General features: G+C 36.2%; 16 protein-coding genes. 10 read left to right on the top strand and 6 right to left on the bottom strand.

Annotated elements, in window-relative coordinates; genetic code table 11:
• The first annotated feature begins 74 nt into the window (after window positions 1–74).
• The 6 genes from dnaG to BELBA_RS16375 all read left to right on the top strand — a co-directional run bounded on the left by dnaG (window position 75) and on the right by BELBA_RS16375 (window position 6,939).
• The gene (dnaG, locus tag BELBA_RS16400) at window positions 75–2,018 is read left to right on the top strand and encodes a DNA primase (protein ID WP_014773796.1); all 1,944 of its coding nucleotides are present in this window, start codon (window positions 75–77) and stop codon (window positions 2,016–2,018) included.
• Window positions 2,019–2,105: 87 nt separating this feature from the next.
• Complete coding sequence (locus tag BELBA_RS16395) at window positions 2,106–3,326, top strand: bifunctional 3,4-dihydroxy-2-butanone-4-phosphate synthase/GTP cyclohydrolase II (protein ID WP_014773795.1); 1,221 nt, start codon at window positions 2,106–2,108, stop codon at window positions 3,324–3,326.
• Window positions 3,327–3,505: 179 nt separating this feature from the next.
• On the top strand, window positions 3,506–4,141 hold the full coding sequence (locus tag BELBA_RS16390) for a hypothetical protein (RefSeq protein ID WP_014773794.1): 636 nt from the start codon (window positions 3,506–3,508) through the stop codon (window positions 4,139–4,141).
• A 6-nt stretch (window positions 4,142–4,147) separates the two neighbouring features.
• On the top strand, window positions 4,148–4,930 hold the full coding sequence (gene surE / locus BELBA_RS16385; protein ID WP_014773793.1) for a 5'/3'-nucleotidase SurE: 783 nt from the start codon (window positions 4,148–4,150) through the stop codon (window positions 4,928–4,930).
• 59 nt (window positions 4,931–4,989) lie between these two features.
• Complete coding sequence (locus BELBA_RS16380) at window positions 4,990–5,541, top strand: hypothetical protein (RefSeq protein ID WP_014773792.1); 552 nt, start codon at window positions 4,990–4,992, stop codon at window positions 5,539–5,541.
• Window positions 5,542–5,700: 159 nt separating this feature from the next.
• The gene (locus BELBA_RS16375; protein WP_014773790.1) at window positions 5,701–6,939 is read left to right on the top strand and encodes a S8 family peptidase; all 1,239 of its coding nucleotides are present in this window, start codon (window positions 5,701–5,703) and stop codon (window positions 6,937–6,939) included.
• A gap of 48 nt (window positions 6,940–6,987) precedes the next feature.
• Here the strand turns inward: BELBA_RS16375 and BELBA_RS16370 are convergent, their stop codons facing one another.
• The 4 genes from BELBA_RS16370 to BELBA_RS16355 all read right to left on the bottom strand — a co-directional run bounded on the left by BELBA_RS16370 (window position 6,988) and on the right by BELBA_RS16355 (window position 12,996).
• Window positions 6,988–7,857, bottom strand: a complete 870-nt coding sequence (locus BELBA_RS16370; protein ID WP_014773789.1) for a substrate-binding domain-containing protein — start codon at window positions 7,855–7,857, stop codon at window positions 6,988–6,990.
• Between the two features lie 106 nt (window positions 7,858–7,963).
• Window positions 7,964–9,298 (bottom strand): MFS transporter, encoded by a 1,335-nt coding sequence (locus BELBA_RS16365; RefSeq protein ID WP_014773788.1) that lies wholly within the window; start codon window positions 9,296–9,298, stop codon window positions 7,964–7,966.
• 31 nt (window positions 9,299–9,329) lie between these two features.
• A complete protein-coding gene (locus BELBA_RS16360) occupies window positions 9,330–11,753 on the bottom strand; it encodes a glycoside hydrolase family 31 protein (protein WP_014773787.1) in 2,424 nt (807 codons plus the stop codon).
• Window positions 11,754–11,967: 214 nt separating this feature from the next.
• On the bottom strand, window positions 11,968–12,996 hold the full coding sequence (locus BELBA_RS16355; RefSeq protein ID WP_014773786.1) for a LacI family DNA-binding transcriptional regulator: 1,029 nt from the start codon (window positions 12,994–12,996) through the stop codon (window positions 11,968–11,970).
• 348 nt (window positions 12,997–13,344) lie between these two features.
• On the opposite strand from BELBA_RS16355, the gene BELBA_RS16350 reads away from it, so the two are divergent.
• The 4 genes from BELBA_RS16350 to BELBA_RS16335 all read left to right on the top strand — a co-directional run bounded on the left by BELBA_RS16350 (window position 13,345) and on the right by BELBA_RS16335 (window position 19,999).
• Entirely contained in the window at window positions 13,345–14,397 is a 1,053-nt protein-coding gene (locus BELBA_RS16350; RefSeq protein ID WP_014773785.1) for a SusE domain-containing protein, read from the top strand.
• Between the two features lie 104 nt (window positions 14,398–14,501).
• Complete coding sequence (locus tag BELBA_RS16345) at window positions 14,502–17,297, top strand: alpha-amylase family glycosyl hydrolase (RefSeq protein ID WP_014773784.1); 2,796 nt, start codon at window positions 14,502–14,504, stop codon at window positions 17,295–17,297.
• A gap of 21 nt (window positions 17,298–17,318) precedes the next feature.
• Entirely contained in the window at window positions 17,319–18,380 is a 1,062-nt protein-coding gene (gene fbaA, locus BELBA_RS16340; RefSeq protein ID WP_014773783.1) for a class II fructose-bisphosphate aldolase, read from the top strand.
• A 68-nt stretch (window positions 18,381–18,448) separates the two neighbouring features.
• Window positions 18,449–19,999 (top strand): alpha-amylase family glycosyl hydrolase, encoded by a 1,551-nt coding sequence (locus BELBA_RS16335; protein WP_014773782.1) that lies wholly within the window; start codon window positions 18,449–18,451, stop codon window positions 19,997–19,999.
• 55 nt (window positions 20,000–20,054) lie between these two features.
• On the opposite strand, the gene pfkA is transcribed toward BELBA_RS16335, so the two are convergent.
• Both pfkA and BELBA_RS16325 read right to left on the bottom strand, forming a co-directional pair.
• A complete protein-coding gene (gene pfkA, locus BELBA_RS16330; protein WP_014773781.1) occupies window positions 20,055–21,041 on the bottom strand; it encodes a 6-phosphofructokinase in 987 nt (328 codons plus the stop codon).
• Window positions 21,041–21,418, bottom strand: coding sequence for a methylglyoxal synthase (locus tag BELBA_RS16325; protein ID WP_014773780.1), 378 nt, complete (start codon window positions 21,416–21,418; stop codon window positions 21,041–21,043). Before BELBA_RS16325 ends, pfkA begins: the two co-directional genes overlap by 1 nt.
• Between the last annotated feature and the right edge of the window lie 82 nt (window positions 21,419–21,500).

Genomic DNA, 21,500 nt, shown 5'->3' with positions numbered 1-21,500 from the left:
TGCAAATAGTTTCTTCAAGCCACTTTATGTTTTGCAGGAATACTTTTTATCTTTGACTCTTCGATTTTGAGTTTATGGGAATAAGTAGAGCCACCACAGAAAAAGTTAGAGAAAGGGCAGACATTGAGGATGTGGTAAATGATTATGTCCCTTTGAAAAAGAAAGGTCAGAACCTATGGGCTTGTTGTCCTTTTCACAATGAAAAATCCCCCTCCTTTTCGGTTTCTCCAGCCAAACAGATTTACAAATGTTTTGGATGTGGCAAAGCAGGGGATCCTATCCAATTTGTGATGGACATTGAAGGAATAGGTTTTGGTGAGGCTATCAAGCACCTCGCACAGAAATATGGCATTGAAATCGAAGAAGATAAGGCATCCACTCCTGAAGATATTCAGGCTTACAATGAGAGAGAAAGTCTTTACATCGCATTGAATTTTGCCAAAGATTTTTTTGTAAACAATCTCAAGTCAGAAGAGGGCCGCGCTATTGGATTAAGTTACTTTAAAGAGAGAGGTTTTAGTCAAGCGATCATTGAAAAGTTTGATTTGGGATATACTCTAGAGGGATGGGATCATTTGCTCAAAGCAGCGAAAGCTGCTGGACATTCAGAAGAAATTCTCCTCAAAGCTGGATTGATCTTACAGAAAGAAGGTGATCCTTCTAGGTTGTATGACAGATTTAGGGGGCGAGTGACGTTCACTATTCATAATCTAGGCGGAAAACCAATTGGTTTTGGTGCGAGGATTCTCACGCAAGACAAAAAGCAACCAAAATACATCAATTCACCTGAGACAGAAGTCTATCACAAAAGTGATGTGCTGTACGGCATGTTTCAGGCAAAGAAATCTATTAGAGAAAAGGACAATTGTTATTTGGTAGAAGGCTATACGGATGTGGTTTCTCTGCATTTGTCAGGTATCGAAAATGTGGTAGCATCTTCTGGGACTTCCTTGACGGAAAATCAAATCAAGCTGATCAAGAGATTTACAGATAATGTGACTGTCCTTTTTGATGGAGATGCGGCAGGGATCAAAGCCTCACTTCGTGGAATTGATATGCTACTCGAAGGGGGGTTGAATGTCAAGGCTGTGGTTTTTCCTGACGGGGATGATCCTGATAGTTATTCAAGAAAAGTAGGCTCAGAGGTATTTAATGCTTACTTGACTTCCCACGCTCAGGATTTTATCGCATTCAAAATTGGATTACATGCTGAGGAAGCTTCAAATGACCCAGTCAAAAGAGCAGATCTAATCAAGCAGGTGGTTTTGAGTTTGTCGAAAATTCCTGACCCGATCATCAGGACAGTTTACATTCGTCAATCTGCAAACCTACTTGAAATAGACGAGGAGATCATTCAAGTAGAATTGAATAAGATAATCCTTAAGGTACAAAAGGATCAATATTTTAGAGATCAGCGAGATCAAGAGACACAAGAAACACCATTTGAGGAGTTCTTGCCAACTCAGGAAGAGCATGTTTCCTACACCACACAGCTAGAAGCTCAAGAAAGAGAAATGATGCGGATGTTGGTGAACTATGGTTTTGAGATGGTGTCAGAAGAATTGAGTGTTTGTGCTTATTTATTGCAAGAAACTGAAGACTTGAAATTTGAGACTCCTGTTTTCAACAAGATTTTGAATTTGTATAAAGATGCATTGGCAAATGATATCTTACCTCAGCCTGAGTATTTCTTAAATTCTCCTGATGCAGAAGTCAAAAGGGAGATCATCAATATGATAACTAGAAAACATGAAATCTCTAAACTTTGGGAAGAGAGGCATAAAATATTTACAATAACAGAAGCCGATGATTTAGCTAAGTCTGTCTATGACAACATTCTGAGATTAAAACAGAAAGTGATAAAAAAAATGCTAGAAGAAGCTAGAATCAAAATAAAGGAAGCACAAGATTCCAAAGGTTCCAACGATTCCATGGATGATCTTTTGAAAGTGTATATGGAACTGAAAGGCTTTCAGATCGAAATAGACAAGCAACTCGGAATAGTAATCAGCAGCTAGACCAAACATTAATTGGTTTTACTCGGTTTTAATCCCATAAAACTTGTAATTTTACAAACCCTAATCAATAGCACTCAAAATAAAATTATGTCTCAAGAAAATCAACTGCATTCCATCGAGGAAGCCATAGAAGCAATTAAAAATGGAGAAGTGATCATTGTCGTAGATGATGAGGATAGAGAAAATGAAGGTGACTTTGTTTGTGCTGCAGAAAAAGTAACTCCAGAAATTATCAACTTTATGGCTACACATGGGCGTGGTTTAATTTGTGCGCCTTTGATAGAAGATAGATGCGAAAAATTAGGCCTTCAGTTAATGGTAGGTAGCAATACAGCAGCTTTTGAAACTCCATTTACTGTTTCAGTAGATTTGGTAGGTCATGGTTGTACCACGGGGATTTCCGCTAGTGATCGTGCAAAAACTATCAGAGCACTTGTTGATGATTCTATTCATCCAGATGAACTAGGTAAACCTGGACATATTTTTCCATTAAAAGCCAAAAGAGGAGGCGTACTTAGAAGAGCAGGTCATACAGAAGCAGCTATTGATTTTTCAAGGTTGGCAGGGCTTCAACCCGCTGGAGTTTTGGTAGAAATCATGAATGAAGATGGTACAATGGCCAGACTTTCCGATTTATTTGAGGTTGCCAAACGTTTTGACTTGAAGTTAGTATCTATCAAAGATTTAATTGCTTACAGATTGAAAAATGAATCTTTGATCAAAAGAGAAATTGGTGTTGAAATGCCAACAGAATTCGGTGATTTTGATCTAATTGCTTATAGGCAAACTAATACTGATGAGGTTCACATGGCTCTTATCAAAGGAGAATGGGAAGAGGATGAACCTGTGATGGTTAGAGTTCATTCTTCATGTGTAACGGGTGATATTTTTGGTTCTTGCAGATGTGATTGTGGACCGCAGTTGCACAAAGCAATGGAAATGGTCGAAAAAGAAGGAAAAGGGGTAGTACTTTATATGAATCAAGAAGGTAGGGGAATTGGGCTAATCAATAAGTTAAAAGCCTACAAACTTCAAGAGCAAGGAATGGATACTATTCAAGCGAACCTAGCTTTGGGATTCCCAATGGATAAAAGGGATTATGGTGTTGGTGCCCAAATTTTGAGAGATTTGGGTATAAGCAAAATCAGATTGATTACCAATAATCCAACAAAGCGTGTTGGCCTTCTTGGATATGGTTTGGAAATAATAGATCAGTTACCGATTGAAATTAATGCTAACCCCCATAATGAAAAATATCTTGAAACTAAAAGAGATAAAATGGGTCATAGTATAATGAAGAATAAATGATTTCTTACTGAAAGAGTTATAGGTTAATTGAGTGAATGGTTGATTAAATGTTTTATATATTGAGTTTAATATATTGATCAACAATCAACTATTCTCTAATAACTTAATCAACTATGGTATCAACCAATCTTTATTTTTATTCGTTACTATGATATCATCAAAACCAAAAGACTTAATAAATGAAAAAGATACTTATATTTCTTTTTTTCATGTCGTTCCTATTGACGCAATCGTGGGCTCAAAATAAGTTTCCATCTCAAATTTGGCATAAAGGCAAAGTGGTAGCGACTGATGGTCAGATTTATTCAGGTTTGATCATGTATGATTTAGAAAATAATATTGTACAGCTTCAAAGAGAAAGTGTTGAAACTTTTGGTGCCTCTAACGTTTCTCAGTTTGAGATTTTCGATGAAATTTATGGTGGGATACGGACGTTTTATTCTCTTCCCTATGCTTTAGCCACAGATTACCAAACTCCTGTTTTCTTTGAAGTCTTAACTCAAGGAGATGAAGTAGCTCTTTTGTGTCGAGAATATGTGGCTACTGACAATAGAGGTATGGGGATGAATGGTCCAATGATGATGAATCCAATGTGGGGAGGCCCAATGATGGGAATGGGCTACAGACTAGCTTTTAATTATTTTTTCTTCAAAGATGGAGAGATTCAAAAATATTCTCAAAAGAAAAAGGATTTGATGGTATTTTTCGATGATCGGGAAGATGAGGTGAAGCTTTACATGAGGAAAAATAGACTTTCGCATGATAAGAGAGGAGATCTATTAAGAATTACTGCTTATTATAACCAAATAAAATAAAACTTTATGTCTAAAAGACCCTTGATTCTAGTTTCTAATGATGATGGTATCACTTCAAAAGGAATTAGAGTTCTAGTCAACGTAATGAAGAAATTGGGAGAGGTTGTTGTTGTCGCTCCTGACAGTCCACAATCAGGAATGGGACATGCGATTACTATTGGTGAAACGCTTAGATTGTCAGAGGAGGATATTTTCGATGAGACACAAGCATACAAATCGAGTGGTACTCCAGCCGACTGTGTCAAATTAGCCAAACACTATGTTTTGAAAGACCGCAAAGTCGATTTAGTTGTCAGTGGGATCAATCATGGTAGCAATACATCTATTTCTGTTTTATATTCTGGTACGATGTCAGCGGCTATTGAAGGTGCTTTAGAAGGCTATCCTTCTATTGGTTTTAGCCTTTGTGATTATTCTTCCAAAGCTGACTTTTCTCATGTGGAAGAATACGTCTACAAAATAGCAAAGCAAGTGCTTGACCATGGTATGTCCAAGGGTGTCGCTTTGAATGTGAATTTCCCGCCAAAGAGGAATGAACCCATCAAAGGTGTCAAAGTATGTAGACAAGCACATGCCAAATGGCAGGAAGAATTTTCAGAAAGATTTGACCCGAATGGTAGAAAGTACTTTTGGATGGCTGGAAACTTTGTGAATTTTGACAAAGGTGAGGATAACGATGAATGGGCTATTGCAAATAATTATGTATCGATAGTCCCATGTCAGTATGATTTGACAGCTCATTATGCTATCAATCAAATGAATGAAGACTGGGATTGGGATAATTTATAATATAAGTCTAGAAAGGGTTTTTTTTACCCGTTTTTTTAGGTTAGACTTTTAAGAAATAGATGAAATTAAAATCATTGCTTAGGATATTATTTGTTTGTTTTTGTCCTCTAATTTCAAATGCACAATATATTGAAAGCGCGAGTATAGAGCATTTTGAGGGTACTTGGGTGGCTTATGTTAATGATAGAGATAGCATCGTTTTAGAAATGAAATACGAAGAAAAATTCCCGTTTAAGTTTAGAGACAAGGATACTGGTATTTCAGCTGACGTATTGCTTTTGAGTTTTAAATATTACGAATCTGGAAAAATTTATTTAAATTCTGATAACTACTGGCCAAAATTAGGTTCAAATTTTGCCTTGTTGGAAGAATACAATGGTGATAAGAATGGGAAACTAATTTTTACTTATTATGAATTAAGTCAAGGAGATGATAGTCATATAGGGAAAGGTATCTTGAACATTAAAGATGATGTAATGAAAATGGAGATAGATACTACTCGAGAGGGAATAGTCATAATACTGCCTAAAAATGATCCAAGTAAAGAAAGGAAAGTAAAAGCAAAAATGATAATGCCAAAGAATTTAACTTTTGTTAGAAGAGAGTTATAGAATTATTTCCTTGTGAACATTAGATAACAAGCCCTGATTTTATGAAATCAGGGCTTGATTATTTATTAGGTCAAATGATTTTAGAAAATCAATTTAATAATGATTTAAGTTTCTATGAAATACATTTTTGTTTATATATTTGATAGAAAATAGAGATTTATGAAAATAAACTTTTATAGATGTATTGCTTTTGCTGCAATCGTATTGGTTGGCATGACGTCTTGTGCTGAGGATAATCAAGAAGCTGTGGAAGTGACAGATGCTCAGGAAAATATGACTTTTCCTAATTACAGCACCACGCCTATCGATGGACAATACTTTGTAATTCTGCATGACAACCAAATCAATTTCAGAATTGATCCAGATGATTACGAAGGTGCACAAGCAGCCATGCGTAAAGAAGCCATTTCATTTTTAGCGCAGTATAAGTTGAGTGAAGAGGATCTCGATCGAACTTATACCATGGCATTGACTGGTTTTACAGCTAGAATATCCAAGGAAAAAATTCATGAAATTAGTGCAGACCCCAGGGTAAAGTATGTAGAGCAGGATAGGATGGGCATGCTGGGAAGACCCATTGATCATCCAAGAAATCAACCAGAAGAGCCTGTAGTCAATACACAATCTATTCCTTGGGGCATTAAGAGAGTCGGAGGACCCTTTCAGTATTCAGGTAGGCACAGTGTATTTATTTTAGATACGGGTATCGATTTGAATCATCCTGATTTGAATGTAAATACTCAAAAAGGATTTGATGCTTACACTAGATTTAGAAAAGATTGGAACTTCAATGACGAGCATGGACATGGTACCCATGTAGCGGGTACAGTGGGAGCATTAGATAATCATTTTGGTGTAGTAGGTGTAGCAGCAGGTGTGCCAGTAGTACCTATTAAGATATTTTTTGGTCCATGGGCAGCTTACACTTATTCAGGAATGGTAGCTGGTATTGAGCACTTAGGTGTTCGAGGTATTCCAGGAGATGTCGCAAATCTGAGTTTCGGTGGTTTCGATGAGAGCAGAGTTCTAGATGATGCCTTGCTGAATGTATCCGAAAAAAGAAGAATTTGGATGGTCATAGCTTCTGGTAATTCTGCCTTGCCGGCCACAGCATTTAGTCCAGCTCGTGTGGTTGGTAACTATACCATTACCGTGTCAGCTATAGACTCTAGAGATCGGAGAGCTTGGTTTTCTCACTATGGTGAACCTATCAAATATGCAGCTCCGGGTGTTAACGTGGTATCAACCTGGAGAGGAGGTGGTTATAGTAATCAGACAGGAACTTCCATGTCAGCACCCCATGTGTCTGGCTTGAGGGTACTAGGAGATATCGATTCAGATGGATATTCTCTCAATTGGGTAGGAAAGGCTGATCCGATTGCTTTTAGAGGCAAATAGAAACTGAAACAAATTGTGAAATTTCTTTAATATTAACCTTTGGTTTTTTTATTTAATTTCGATGATTCTATCATCTATCAAATCTAAGAATGTTACTTCAGCTTTAATTAGATTAAGGCCTCTAAGAATTTTGATTGTATTTACTAAGTTTTCTGCTTCAATAATATTTTTTGTTTCCCACCTAGTTTGTTTTAACCAAGCTTTTATATCTTCTTCCTTGATTCCATAAGTTTTGGAAATTGTAGCAGGAAAATCCTTGTCCTGAGTCATCTTAGCAGCAAAGGCATAGACCATATCTCGTAATCGGACGAGTACTTCAGTATGGGTTTCTAAGATTTGCTCCGTAACCACTATCACAAAACAAGGCCAAGGGGTCGGGATCTCACCTACACGTTTGAATTGACCTGCATCCACAAGTGGCTTGGTGGTGTACTTTTCCCAAAGGAACATTTTTGGTTCAGGATTTTCGAATGCTTTTTTTGCCCCATCAAGATTATCGATAACTTCAAATTTCAATTTGTCAGAAGCCCATCCTTCTCGCTGCGCCAATAGGAATGCCATCAAGTGTGATCCAGAGCCATATCGACTGATCAAAAATGGAATATCTTCAAGTTCAGTTAAAGAGCTTTGAGGTGATCTAGCTGATATATGAATCCCCCAAATCAAAGGGGAAGCAATATGGAATCCTATGATTCTTGATGGATTTCCTTCTATGCGATCTTTGATAAAGCTTTCTGTTAGGACTAGGGCAATATCTGTACTGCCGTCTCTCAAGGCTCTGTTCATCGCTCCAGACCCCCTTGATTCTTCTTGCCAAACTAACTCAATTCCCTCGTCTAAAAATGGCTGCTGTTCAATCACCTGCAACCAAGGATAATTGAAATGCTCTGGTACACCCGTAATTCTAATTTTTTGCATGGTCAAAATTAATCCAATTGCATTGATACACCAGCTAAAAAAAGAAAATCCGACAAACAAAAATTATCGGATTTCAAATTTATTAAACTTAAAAGGCTAAAATATTTTATCCATCATGGGTAGCATTCCTATCTGTGATCAAGAGATTGGCAAATCCTGCCAAGATTAGAGAAGTGCCAGCTAAGACCATTGTGTAGATCACCTCGTCACCAAAAAGGAATTTATATGTTGTGGTAATGCCACCAACAGAGGCAATGATCTGAGGAATCACGATAAACATGTTGAAAATCCCCATGTATATCCCCATTTTATTTGGATCTACAGAACTAGAAAGCATGGCATAAGGCATAGAGAGAATGCTCGCCCATGCTATTCCAACCAAGGCAAAACAAAGGTGAAGCATCCAAGGCTCGGTTATATAGAATATGGAAATAAATCCAATACCTCCCGAAATCAAACTGAGCATGTGTACTAGTTTTCTATTGATTTTGACCTTACTAGTGACGAAAGCCAATATCAAGGCAAAAAACATAGAGATTAGTCCATAAGTACCCAAATAATTCCCAACACTATCTGCTGCATTATTGTAAGCCAATGATGCGGTATCTGTTGCCTTGAAAATATGCTCAGTGATAGCTGGTGTTGCATAAGTCCACATGGTAAAAAATGCAAACCAAGAGAAAAACTGCACAACACCAAGCTTGAGCATTACTTTTGGCATGTCCAGAATATTTTCAAATATTTCTTTTATTCCTTTGAGGAAACCTTTGCTTGCAGCCTTCTCTTTCTCAAATTTCTTTAAGTTGTCTGGTGGATATTCTTTCGTGGTGAGAATCGTGTAGAGGATTGAAGTGAATAACACGATTGCTCCGATTCCAAAAGCAAATTTTACCGAATCTGGTACTACACCCGCTGCTGCTGTATTTGGAACTCCAATCTTTGTCATGAACCATGGTAAATTACTGGCAATCCAAGTTCCAATTCCAATAATCAATGTCTGTACTACAAATCCATAAGAACGCTGACTGTCAGGAAGTTTGTCTGCAACTAAGGCTCTGAATGGCTCCATGCTGATATTGATCGAAGCATCTAAAATCCATAAAGAAGAAGCCGCCATCCACAAGGCGCTAGAGTAGGGGGCAAAGAATAAGGCTATGGTGCTAAAAACTGCTCCAATAAAGAAAAAAGGTCTTCTTCTACCTAAGATAGGATGCCATGTTCTGTCACTCAAATACCCTACAATCGGCTGTATGATCAGACCTGTAAGCGGAGCTGCAAGCCATAGTATAGGAATATCATCCTTTTCCGCACCGAGAGTTTGAAAAATTCGAGACATAAATCCTCCTTGCAAAGCAAAGGCAAATTGGATTCCGAGAAATCCAAAACTCATATTCCAAATTTGCCAAAAGCTCAATCTTGGCTTTATTTCTTCTATTTGCATTAGCTTGGGTTTATTGATTAAGCCTTATAAATTAGATTTTGACTTTGAATTCATCGGATTGATGGGTGAATCTAAAGGAATTTATATTCTCCACTTCATAATAGGGTTGAGAATAATCAGGTAAAGGATCGAATTCTGTCAAACGTCCCAAAAATGCTAGATTTTCTTTTTCACCTTTTATTTCCTGATCACCCAATGAAATTGAATCCTTGTCAATGCCATGAAAGTAAAGCTGAACTTCCTTAAATGCTGATTCGTAATTCCCTTCGACAGGTCCAAATTGGAGTTCTTGTTTATCTGAATTCCAAGTTATTTCCCTTTTGAAGAATTCAGCTTTTTGATAATTCTTACTGAATCCATCATCTTCATAATGAAGGTAGGTCGATGACCCTTTTCCCTTATAAATATGAAGTTTTAAAACTCCTTCATGTGTAGCATCAGTATGTGATATGGCACTTTGCATAGCGATGATTGATCCCGCTTTAGCAAAAACAGGTAAATAGCTCAATGGTGTATCTACATAAATTATCTGATTGCCTGAGTACTTTTGATCATTGAAGAAATAATACCAGTCGCCTTCCGGAAGATAAACCTTAGTGATTTCCTTGGTACTTTCTATGGGGGCAATAAGTAAGGATTCGCAAAAAATGTATTGATTTTGGAATGCTTCTTCGTAAACTTTAGCTTCATGTGGAAAGTCAAGCACCAAGCTTTTTGCTACAGGAAGACCTGATTCTGTGCTTTTATAAAAGTGGCTGTACAAAGTAGGAAGCATTTGATATCTCAATTTCATATAGTTCCTTGAGATTTCTTCTACTTCTTCTCCAAAAGACCAAGGCTCTGAATCACAGCTATTGATCATTGAGTGTGCTCTGTAGAATGGAGAGAAAGTGGCGATACTAATCCACCTTGCAAACAAAGATTTAGAGGCTTCTCCTGCAAATCCCCCAATGTCATATCCAGAAAACGATACTCCACTCAACCCAAGACTGTTAACCAATCTGACACCGGCCAACATATGCTCTTCACTAGAGACATTATCACCAGTCCAAGCAGCTGCGTATCGTTGAATTCCTGAAAATCCTGAGCGAGTTAATACAAACGGCCGTTGATTTGGAGCTTGCATTTCACTCCCTTCTTTTGCTGCCTTAGCCATTTGCATTCCGTAAATATTCCTAGCTTTTCGATGACTCACTATTTCGCCTTCATAATGAAAATCAATCAAATTAGGTGTATGCTGTCCCCAAGAAGCTGGTTCGTTCATATCGGTCCAGTATCCATCTACTCCTGCATCTTTGTAGAATTTCATTTTTTCACCCCACCAAGTTCTTGTTTCTTCTTTAGTGAAATCAGGAAAAGCGCACCATCCAGGCCAAACTTGGCCTTCATAAATTTCTCCGTCGGGATATTTCACAAATAAGTCTTTTCCTAATCCTTCAACATAAGGAGCATAATGCGCTTCAGTCTTGATTCCTGGGTCCATAATGACCACCACTTTGAAGCCTTTTTCTTTTAGCTTCGTGATCATAGCTTTTGGATTGGTAAATTTTTCATTGTCAAATGTGAAAACCTTGTACTTTTCCATGTGATGGATATCAAGGTAAATCACATCGGCAGGCATATCCTTTTCTCTGAAAGTTTGAGCAAGATTCAGGACTTCTGATTCAGGATAGTAAGAATAGCGACATTGCTGAAACCCTAAAGACCACATTGGTGGCATTTCCATTCGACCCGTAAGTTTTGTGTAGGCACTTAAGATTTTACTAACATGGTCATCATGCATGAAATAATAATCGATTTCACCATCTTCTGCTGAAAAATACATGAATCGATTATTCGAGGCTCCAAAGTTAAAAACAGATTTATGTGTATTATCAAAAAAGATTCCGTAGGCAACTTCATCATGAATTCCTATATAAAATGGAATAGACATATATAAAGGGTCATCGCCAATTCCGTATGCAAAATAATCTGTATTCCAATTTGTATATGCTTTTCCAGCACGATTAAGATTACCAGTTTTTTCACCAAGACCAACAAACTTTTCTTGAGGTTGTAATTTCTTGTAATTCGTTACTTCTGTTCCAAGCCAAGAGATAGAAAATGAAGGGTCGTCTTCATTCAATAACTTTCCATTTTTATCATAAAACTTTAGGTGAAATGGATTAAGAAAGAGTTTAAGCTCAACGGTCTTAGTCTTGATAACAAGTAATTGATCTAATTCTTCAATTGAGAAACCTTCATGTCTTGGTTGAGAAACTACACTGTAAGGATTTGAGAAGAATGTATCTTCTTGACTGGCTTGAATTCTTATTGTGTCATGTTCAAAAACCGTAATCTTAAAAAATCCATTACTTGTTTTCCCAGAAATACCAAAATCTGTTTTTTCCCAATGCTCCACATTTCCTAAGTGTAGATTTCGTTTTGAATTTCTTGTTTTTGAGGCTAATGTCATTGAATCAAAGTTGTTTTTGGAATGCTTGAATTAGCATTCGGCTTTTTTGTCCTAAAGCTAAATTAGAAAGTAAAATTAAAGTAAAAAATTGCTTGATATGGTCTGATAGCACAATAATCTTCTAAAAGAGTGGAAAAATCTTTGTTTTTTTTGAACCAAGACCTATTCAAACGTTTGCATAAATACCTTTAAAAATGCTTCAAATTTTATTGAATTATTTTTTTGAAGATTTCCTTACGAGTAGTTCAGTCTCTAAAACAATTGTTTTAGGTTCCCAGTTGGCTTCTTTTTTCTTTTCGATTATTTCTAAAAGTATTTCAGTCGCTTTTTCTCCCATTTCAAAACCAGGTTGTGCTACACTAGATAAAGGGGGGTCAATCATAGAAGAAAATTGCCAATTCGAAAAACCAACAATGCCTACATCTTCGGGTACTTTCAAGCCTAGTTCTTTTACAGCCATCATGGCGCCTGCTGCTGCGATGTCATTACTTGCAAAAATACCATCAGGAAGTTCTTTATTATTTTTAAAAATTGATTTTGTAATTTCGTAACTCTCTTGCTGTGTTCCAATAGGACAGGGAATTATCCAATCAGGTTTTTGTTTTAAATGATGGTCTTGAAGTGCTGCTTTGTATCCATCAATTCTTTTCTTACTGATAGTAAGCGTTTTTGGCCCAGCTAAGTGGATGATTTTTTTGTATCCTTGATCAACAAGGTGCTTAGTTGCTTCGTAAGCTCCATTAAAATCATTTACAGTTACATTCACTGTATTTTCAATATCAGGAACTCGATCAAAAAATACAATAGGGAAGTTTTGATTCATCAATCTGGTGAAATGATCAAAATTTTCAGTTTCTTTTGAGAAACTTACCAAAAGACCGTCAATCTGATTATCAAGCATTGTTTCAATGCTGCTCAACTCTCTTTGTAATTTTTCATTTGTTTGGCAAAGAATAACATTATATCCATTTGCATATGCTACTTCTTCAATACCACTGATTACTGTGGAGAAAAAAAAGTGTACCACCTCAGGAATAATCACCCCAATCGTAAACGATTTGCTTTTCCTTAAACTTAGAGCAACAGCATTTGGTCTGTAATTAAGTTTTTCGGCTAAGTCTTTTACCTTTTTTTTGGTGTCATCACTGATACCTGGGTAGTCTTTGAGAGCTCTAGAAACAGTTGAAGTTGATACGTTTAGCTCACGAGCGATGTCTTTTATTGTTACTTGTCCTAATTTCATAAAAATTATATTATTCTAAGAATTTAAAGATAAGAGAATTTCCTTCAAAAAGGTTTTTTGATACAGATATAAAATTTGAATTTTTTCAAATTGAAGAGTTTTAAGCATTGATAACTTCTTGATTTTTATTTTATGCAAACGATTGCGGCGACGTTTGCACAATATTTTTTAATTATTTTATTCATTAAAGACTTGCTTAGGTAAGCATGATTATTTAATATAGATATATATCTATCATGACTTATTTTTAGTTTAAGTTGAAATCTAATTCATGGTATTAATAAAATAAGTAAAAATATTAAAAAAACATTATTATCGAATTAACAATCTATACCAAAATTTATCATTATGAAAGTATTTAGTAAACTTCTATTTGTAGTCTTTGCACTACCACTTATTTGGTCATGTGAGCCTCTTGAGCAACCTAGAATTATTGAGCAAACTGGAGCTACATTATCAGGTGTGCCTTCGAATTTAGTCTTGAGCATTGATGATGCAGATGATTTTATTGTATTTAATTTGAATTCAGCTGATTTTGGTGTGAGTGTGTCTGAAACCACCTATGAGATTCAAGTAGATGCTGTTGGAAATAACTTTGCTGCACCTGTTGGGATAGGTTCTTCTACAACCACTACTGTAGAAGTAAAAGTTGATGATCTAAATAGAAGAGCGATTGCAAAAGGCTTAGTGGCTGGTGAGCCAGGTAATTTAGAATTTAGAGTAAACGCTACGCCATCAAGAACAGGATTACCAGCGATTACTGGGGAAGGGGTTTCCATCTCAGTTACTCCATATTCGACAGAAGTTGAATTACCATTTTTAAGAGTTCCGGGTGAATATCAAGGCTGGAACCCAGATAATGATAATACTATCATCTATTCGGAAAGCTCTGACGATGTTTATGAAGGTTTTGTTCATATACTTTCAGGATCTGGTGCATTTAAGTTTATTACTGGTCCAGCTTGGGATGAGTTCCCAGATTTTGGTAGAGGTGATGCAGCTGGAACTTTAGTAGAAAAAGGTGCTGATTTATTAATTCCTCAAAATCAGTATGGGACATACAGTGTTAAAGTGGACCTAAATGATTTGACTTATGAATTGGAAAGAGTAGGTATTTGGGGGATCATCGGTGATGCTACTCCAGGTGGATGGGATACAGAGACACCTATGACTTTCGATAGAGATGAGAATATATTAAAAATAACAATCGATTTAGTTCCTGGAGCGTTTAAATTTAGAACTCAAACATGGGATATGAATTATGGGATGAGTTCGGAGGAAGGTGTTGCTGGGTTTAATAATGACGGCGCTGATATTCCAATTGCTGAGGCTGGTAATTATACTATAACGTTTGACTTGAAAACTCCTTGGGAAATTAGATACTCTGTTACTAAAAACTAATACATATTAATTTTTAAGAAAAGTATCGGTTTTAGCCGGTACTTTTCTTCTTTTAATTAAATCAGGCGTCCAAAGTCCTGACACAAATATTATCTACTTTCAAGATGAAATCCAGAATTACCATATCCATTTATTTACTCGTACTTTTATTTTTTTCTAGTTCGGCAATCGCGCAAGTTACTACCCAACCCGGTTTTCCTAGAGCAGATCAAAAAGTAAAAATTATCTATGATGCAACTCAGGGATCATCAGGTTTAGTCGGAGAAGACCCTGTGTATATTCATATAGGAGCCGTCACTCAAGGTCCAACTTCTACAACTTGGTCAATTGTCCCATTTGAATGGGGTACTGCCAATCCAGATGCAAGAATGTCTAAGGTAGAAGGGGAGTCTGATTTATGGGAATGGGAACTGACCCCCAATGAACTTTTTGAAATTTCTGGAGACCAGACTGTCTTCCGTTTAGGGATGGTTTTTAGAAATGCTACAGGGAATAGAGAGGGTAAAACTGCTACCAATGGTGATTTTTTTGTAAATCTTAGTCAGGGATTTGATGTAAGCTTTACGAATCCCTTGACTTCTTCCATGTTGTTAGAAATTGGAGAGAGTCAAGAAATTTCAATTGTAGCTTCTGAAGCTTCGAATTTGAGTATAACAATCAACAACTCCGAGGTAGCTTCTTCTTTGGAATCTGAAACTTTGGATTACACTTTTAATGCAACTACGGAAGGAGTTTTTGAGATTCAAGCTAAAGCAATTTCTGGTGACCAAGAAGCAACAGCCGATATATCTATAAATGTAGTAGGACAAAGTCCACAAGCGGAGTTACCTGAAGGAGTAAGAAAAGGAATCAATTACATTTCGGATACAGAGGTGATTTTGGTGCTTGAAGCTCCTAAGAAGAAGAATGTTTTTGTAATTGGGGACTTCAATGACTGGCAAATTCTACCTAGCTATCAAATGTTTCAAACAACAAACAAAGAAATGTTTTGGCTTAGAATTACCGATCTTAATCCAGGAGAAGAGTATATTTTTCAATATCTAGTAGATGGGAGTATTAGAATTGGAGACCCTTATGCTGATAAGACTTCTGATCCATTTAATGATCAGGAAATAATCGATCAGAATAGATATCCAGAATTAAAACCTTACCCTCAAGGAAAGACTGAATTTCAGGCTTCTTATCTACAAACAGCACAGCAGCCTTATGAATGGAAGTACTTAGATTACAATAAACCCAAACCAGAGGAGTTGGTCGTTTATGAACTTTTGGTTAGAGATTTTGATGATAGGAGGACTTACAAGGCAGTAACAGAGCGTCTTGATTATTTGAAAGATTTAGGGATCAATGCGATTGAATTGATGCCCATCAAGGAGTTTGAAGGAAACTTATCTTGGGGTTATAATCCATCATTTTTCTTTGCCGCAGACAAGGTTTATGGTCCCAAAAATGACCTTAAAGAACTAATAGATGAGGCGCATAAAAGAGATATGGTAGTGATCCTTGACATGGTTCTCAACCATGCTTTTGGTCAAAATCCTATGGTAAGATTATACAATGATGGAGATTATGGAGCTCCGACTGAGGATAACCCTTGGTTCAATAGAGTAGCAAGACACCCATTTAATGTGGGCTATGATTTCAATCATGAAAGTGAGTATACCAAGGCTTTTGTAGATACAGTGAATCACTATTGGTTGTCAGAATATAAATTTGATGGTTATCGATTTGATTTGAGTAAAGGTTTCACGCAGGTCAACTCAGGAGACAATGTGAGTTTTTGGAGTCAGCGAGATGAATCTAGAATTGCCATCTGGAAGAACATCTATGACAATATCAAAAAGGATTTTCCAGATGCCTATGTGATTTTAGAACATTTTGCAGATAATTCGGAAGAAACTGAGCTGGCTAATTATGGGTTGATGTTTTGGGGCAATATGAATGGTGATTTCCGTGCTATGGCCAAAGGTGAAAATAGAAATTTCGATTGGGGTTATTATAAAACCAGAGGCTGGGAGCAAAGTAACCTGGTCACTTATATGGAAAGTCAAGATGAAGAACGAACCATGTGGGAATCTATAAATTATGGTCAAAGGTCACCTATAGATATTAGAGAGTTGAATCATGCTACAAATAGAAATCAATTAATGGCTACTTTCTTTTTTGCAATTCCAGGTCCAAAAATGCTTTGGCAATTTGAAGAATTTGGCTATGATTTAGAATTGAATAATGATCGTCTCGGTGTGAAACCTACACGATGGAATTACCTTGATAATCCAGAAAGACAAAGGCTGTTCAATCTTTATCGAGCTATGATTCAATTGAAAAATGATTACAATTTTTTCAATGAACCAGATGAAGCAACTTTATCCTTAACCCAAGTAGTAAAATCTATAAAAGTTGAAGAAGGAGATCTGAGTGTTGTTCTTTATGGAAATTTTGGGTTGACGGATGTAAATAATGCATCACTAACTTTCCCTAGCACTGGTACTTGGTACAACTATTTTACTGGAGAAGAAATTAATTTAACTTCTAATTCTATCACACAACGATTGAGAGGAAATCAATTTGTTTTATATACAAATCAAAAGCTTCCTATGCCAGAAGGACAGATTTTAGAAGATATTATAACCTCTGTTGAGGAAGAAAATATTGATGATTTAGCCTTTAAAATTTATCCCAACCCAAGCAGTGATATGCTGAATATTTCTATGCCTAATGGATTCAATCAATTCAATTATAGGGTTTTAGATCTAACAGGGAGAGTGTTATTGGAAGGGGAAGAATCTGGAGTAAGTAATAATTTAGAGTTAGAAATAAAGGATTTTAAGGCAGGTCTTTATATCTTTGAGCTAAATGACAACCGTCAATTAGTAAGAAAACGGTTTATAAAGAAATAATCAAACCATTAAATCAACAACATGAAATTCAAACCAGGAGTAAAGTACGGTGAAGAACTAAAGGATCTTTTAGAATATGCCAAGGAAAGTGAATTTGCACTTCCTGCAGTCAACGTAATCAATACGAGTACGATCAATGGTGTTTTGGAAACAGCTAAAAAAGTTAATTCCCCTGTAATTATTCAATTTTCTAATGGAGGTGCACAGTTTTATGCAGGTAAATCTCTTCCTAATGATAAACAACAAGCAAGCGTAGTAGGAGCCATTTCTGGTGCCTTGCATGTTCATAAAATGGCTGAAGCTTACGGTGTGCCGGTAATTTTACATACAGACCATGCAGCCAAAAAATTATTACCATGGATTGATGGTATGTTGGCTGAGGGAAAAGCATATTATGATGCTTTTAAAAGACCGCTTTACAGTTCTCACATGCTCGATCTTTCAGAAGAAACTCTAGAAGAGAATGTTGAAACTTCTGTGAAATACTTTAGAGAGTTCAATAAACTTCAGATGGCTATAGAAATAGAACTTGGTGTTACAGGAGGAGAAGAAGATGGTGTAGATAATACAGATATTGATAGTTCAAAATTATATACGCAACCTGAAGAAGTAGCTTACGCTTATGAAAATCTAAAGCAAGTAGGAGACTTATTTACAGTGGCTGCTGCTTTTGGGAATGTTCACGGTGTCTATAAGCCAGGAAATGTAAGTTTGAAACCTGTAATTTTGAAAAACTCTCAAGATTATATCAATCAAAAATATGGAACTTCAGGTAAGCCATTATTTTTTGTATTCCATGGAGGATCTGGTTCTACAGTAGAAGAAATAAGAGAGGCAAATAGCTATGGTTCCATTAAAATGAATATTGATACAGATATGCAGTGGGCATTCTGGGAAGGTGTTCTAAAGTACTACCAAAGCAATGAAGGCTTCTTACAGACTCAACTAGGAAACCCAAATGGCCCTGATAGTCCGAACAAGAAATTCTATGACCCTAGAGCTTGGATGAGAAAGGGAGAAGAAAATTTTGTGAAAAGATTAGAAGTTGCTTTTGATATGCTTAATGCTGTCAATAGAAATTAAGAAAAATTACTTGCCTCAATGAGAAAAGGTCACTTACAGGTGACTTTTTCTTTTTTATTTGATCACCCATGAAAAAACATTTACTAGCTCCCATTTTATCTGTCTTGACAATATTAACCTCTTGTGATACAACTTCAAATAGTAAAGTGGAGAATCACTGGCCTCATGCAGGAATAACTTATGAAATATTTATTCAATCCTTTTACGATTCCAATGGGGATGGTATAGGTGATATAAATGGCGTGACTAAAAAATTAGACCATGTTAAAGAGCTAGGAGCGAATGCAATTTGGTTTATGCCAATCATGCCATCACCTAGTTATCACAAATATGATGTCACAGATTATAATGGTATTCATCCTGACTATGGAACTATGGATGACTTCAAAAATATGTTAAAGTCAGCACATGAGAAAAATATCAAAGTAGTCATTGATTTGATTATTAATCATACCAGTAGTGAGCATCCTTGGTTTATAGAGTCAAAAAAAGGAAGAGATAATCCTTACAGAGATTATTATGTTTGGGCTCAAAAAGATACTATAGCCGACTTTATCAATAAGAAAACGATAACATTAGATAGTGATAATATCAGACAGTGGCACGACCCTGGAAATGGAGAGGATTTTTATTATGGCTTTTTTATTGGAGGAATGCCAGATTTGAATTTTGATAATCCGAAAGTAAGAGAAGAAATCTATGAAATAGGAAGGTTTTGGCTAGAGGAAGTTGGTGTAGATGGGTTTCGATTGGATGCTGCAAAGCATATTTATACAGATGATCGGCCAAAAGATAATCATGCGTTTTGGAAAGAGTTTAGAAGTGAGATGACTAAGATTAAGCCAGATGTTTACTTAGTAGGTGAAGTTTACGATATGAAAGAAGTGGTGGCTCCTTATTTACCTGGACTACCAGCTTTATTTAATTTTGATTTTCATTACACCCTCTTAGAATCTTATAAGAAAGAGGATGGGATGCTATTGGTCAGGAAGCAAAAAGAAATTTTAGATTTTTATAAAGATATTACTGATGAATTTATAGATGCTACTTTTTCATCTAATCATGATCAGCCAAGATTACTAAATTCTTTGGATGAAAATCCAAAGAAATTGAAGCAGGCCGTTACTATTCTAATGTCTATGCCGGGTGCACCTTACCTATATTATGGTGAAGAAATTGGAATGATGGGAAAGAAACCTGATGAAAATATTCGAGAACCATTTCTTTGGGATATTCGTGCAAATGATTCTGGTAGGGCAACATGGATAGATGCAGAATATTCTAAAGATGATGTGGTGACTCCTCTTGCAATTCAAAAATCAATGAGTACCAGTTATTTTAATCATTATAGGGAAATTATAAAATTAAGAAATACAAATAGGGCATTAGCACTTGGTGATTTAGAATTTTATAGTGAAGATTTATCAAAGCCTGTAATGGCGTTTCTTAGAAAGTATGAAGGACAAGAATTGTTTGTAATTCATAATTTAGGTCAAGAAGAACAAAGTATAAATGTACCTGAATCCTTTCAAGCTGTTTTATTTTCTCTTGGTAATGGATCTTTAGAAAATAATATTGTAAGACTGCCTGGATATGCCTCCATAATTCTTGAAAAATAAAGTTCTAATATAGATTTTCTAAAAAAATAAGGAGGCTAATCTGTGCCTCCTTTTTTTAGGTTGAAAGTATTTTTGCAATTCGAAAATCATCTTCATCTACTTCTTTGTCATCGACTATAGCTTTGGTAATAGGAGTAAAGACAATCTTATTGTTAATTACTCCTGCCATCACATCATATTTACCTTGCATTAGACCCTCTACGGCTGCTACTCCAAGTTTGCTTGCAAGGACTCTGTCAAATGAGCTTGGTGAACCACCGCGTTGCAAATGCCCTAAAATTGTGACCTTGATATCGTAATAAGGAAGTAGCTTTTTGATTTTTGTAGCTATTTCAGCTGCTCCACCACTTTTACCTCCTTCAGCTACAATCACGATATTAGATTGTTTTAATGCTTTTGTCCTAGCTTTTAGCCTTTCTACTAGCCTTTCAATGGGCATTTTCTTCTCTGGAATCAAAGTTGCTGCCGCCGCACTTCCAATTCCGGCATTGATAGCAATAAAGCCTGCATCTCTTCCCATTACTTCTACAAAGAAAAGTCTATCATGAGAAGTAGCAGTATCTCTAATTTTATCAATTGCTTGAATGGCTGTATTACAAGCTGTATCAAAGCCAATTGTACTGTCTGTACCTGACAAATCATTGTCTATAGTACCCGGAAGTCCGATTGCAGGAATTCCAAATTCTTGAAAAAACAAATGAGCTCCTGTCAAAGAGCCATCTCCTCCTATAACCACCAAAGCATCGATGCCATGTTTTTGAAGGTTTTCATAGGCTTTTTTTCTTCCTTCAGAAGTTCTGAATTCTGCACTTCTTGCTGATTTGAGAAATGTACCGCCACGTTCCAAAATGTGAGCAATATTTTTACTTTCAAGTTTTTTGATCTCATTATTAATCATTCCTTCATAACCTCTGTATATTCCGTACATTTCTAAGTTATAAAAGAATCCTGCTCTCACGGTAGCTCTTATGGCTGCATTCATCCCAGGAGCATCTCCTCCTGAAGTTAATACACCTATTTTTTTTATTGTTTTTGGTTCCATTAGTGTCTTAGCGAAATAACATGTTTAAAAATCATATTTGCTGCAGCTGGATTTGTAGCCAAGGGAATATTGTGCACGTCACATATTCGCATCAACATCTGCACATCAGGCTCGTGTGGGTGTTTATCTAGTGGGTCTCTAAAAAAAATAACCAAATCCAACTCTTTTTGTGCTGCCATGGCAGCTATTTGAGCATCTCCACCAAGAGGTCCCGAGAGTAATTTATTTACTTTAAATCCAGCCTTTTCTATGTGGGAACCCGTTGTGCCTGTTGCGACTAAGCTTATGTCTTTTTGTAATAATTCATCTTTGAATCCAGATAGAAAATGTACCAGATCGGCTTTTTTTCCATCATGTGCAATTAATGCAATTTTCATATTTTAGTTTAATAGGTTATGGCTCAAAGTTAGAAAAAATTATAAATTTCAAGTCATTATACCCCCAATTAATCTTTAAATG

Origin of the sequence: Belliella baltica DSM 15883 (genome assembly GCF_000265405.1) — a bacterium.
Lineage (GTDB): Bacteria > Bacteroidota > Bacteroidia > Cytophagales > Cyclobacteriaceae > Belliella > Belliella baltica.
Note: the sequence above shows the minus strand (reverse complement) of the source record. Positions and strands in the feature narration are given on the sequence as shown.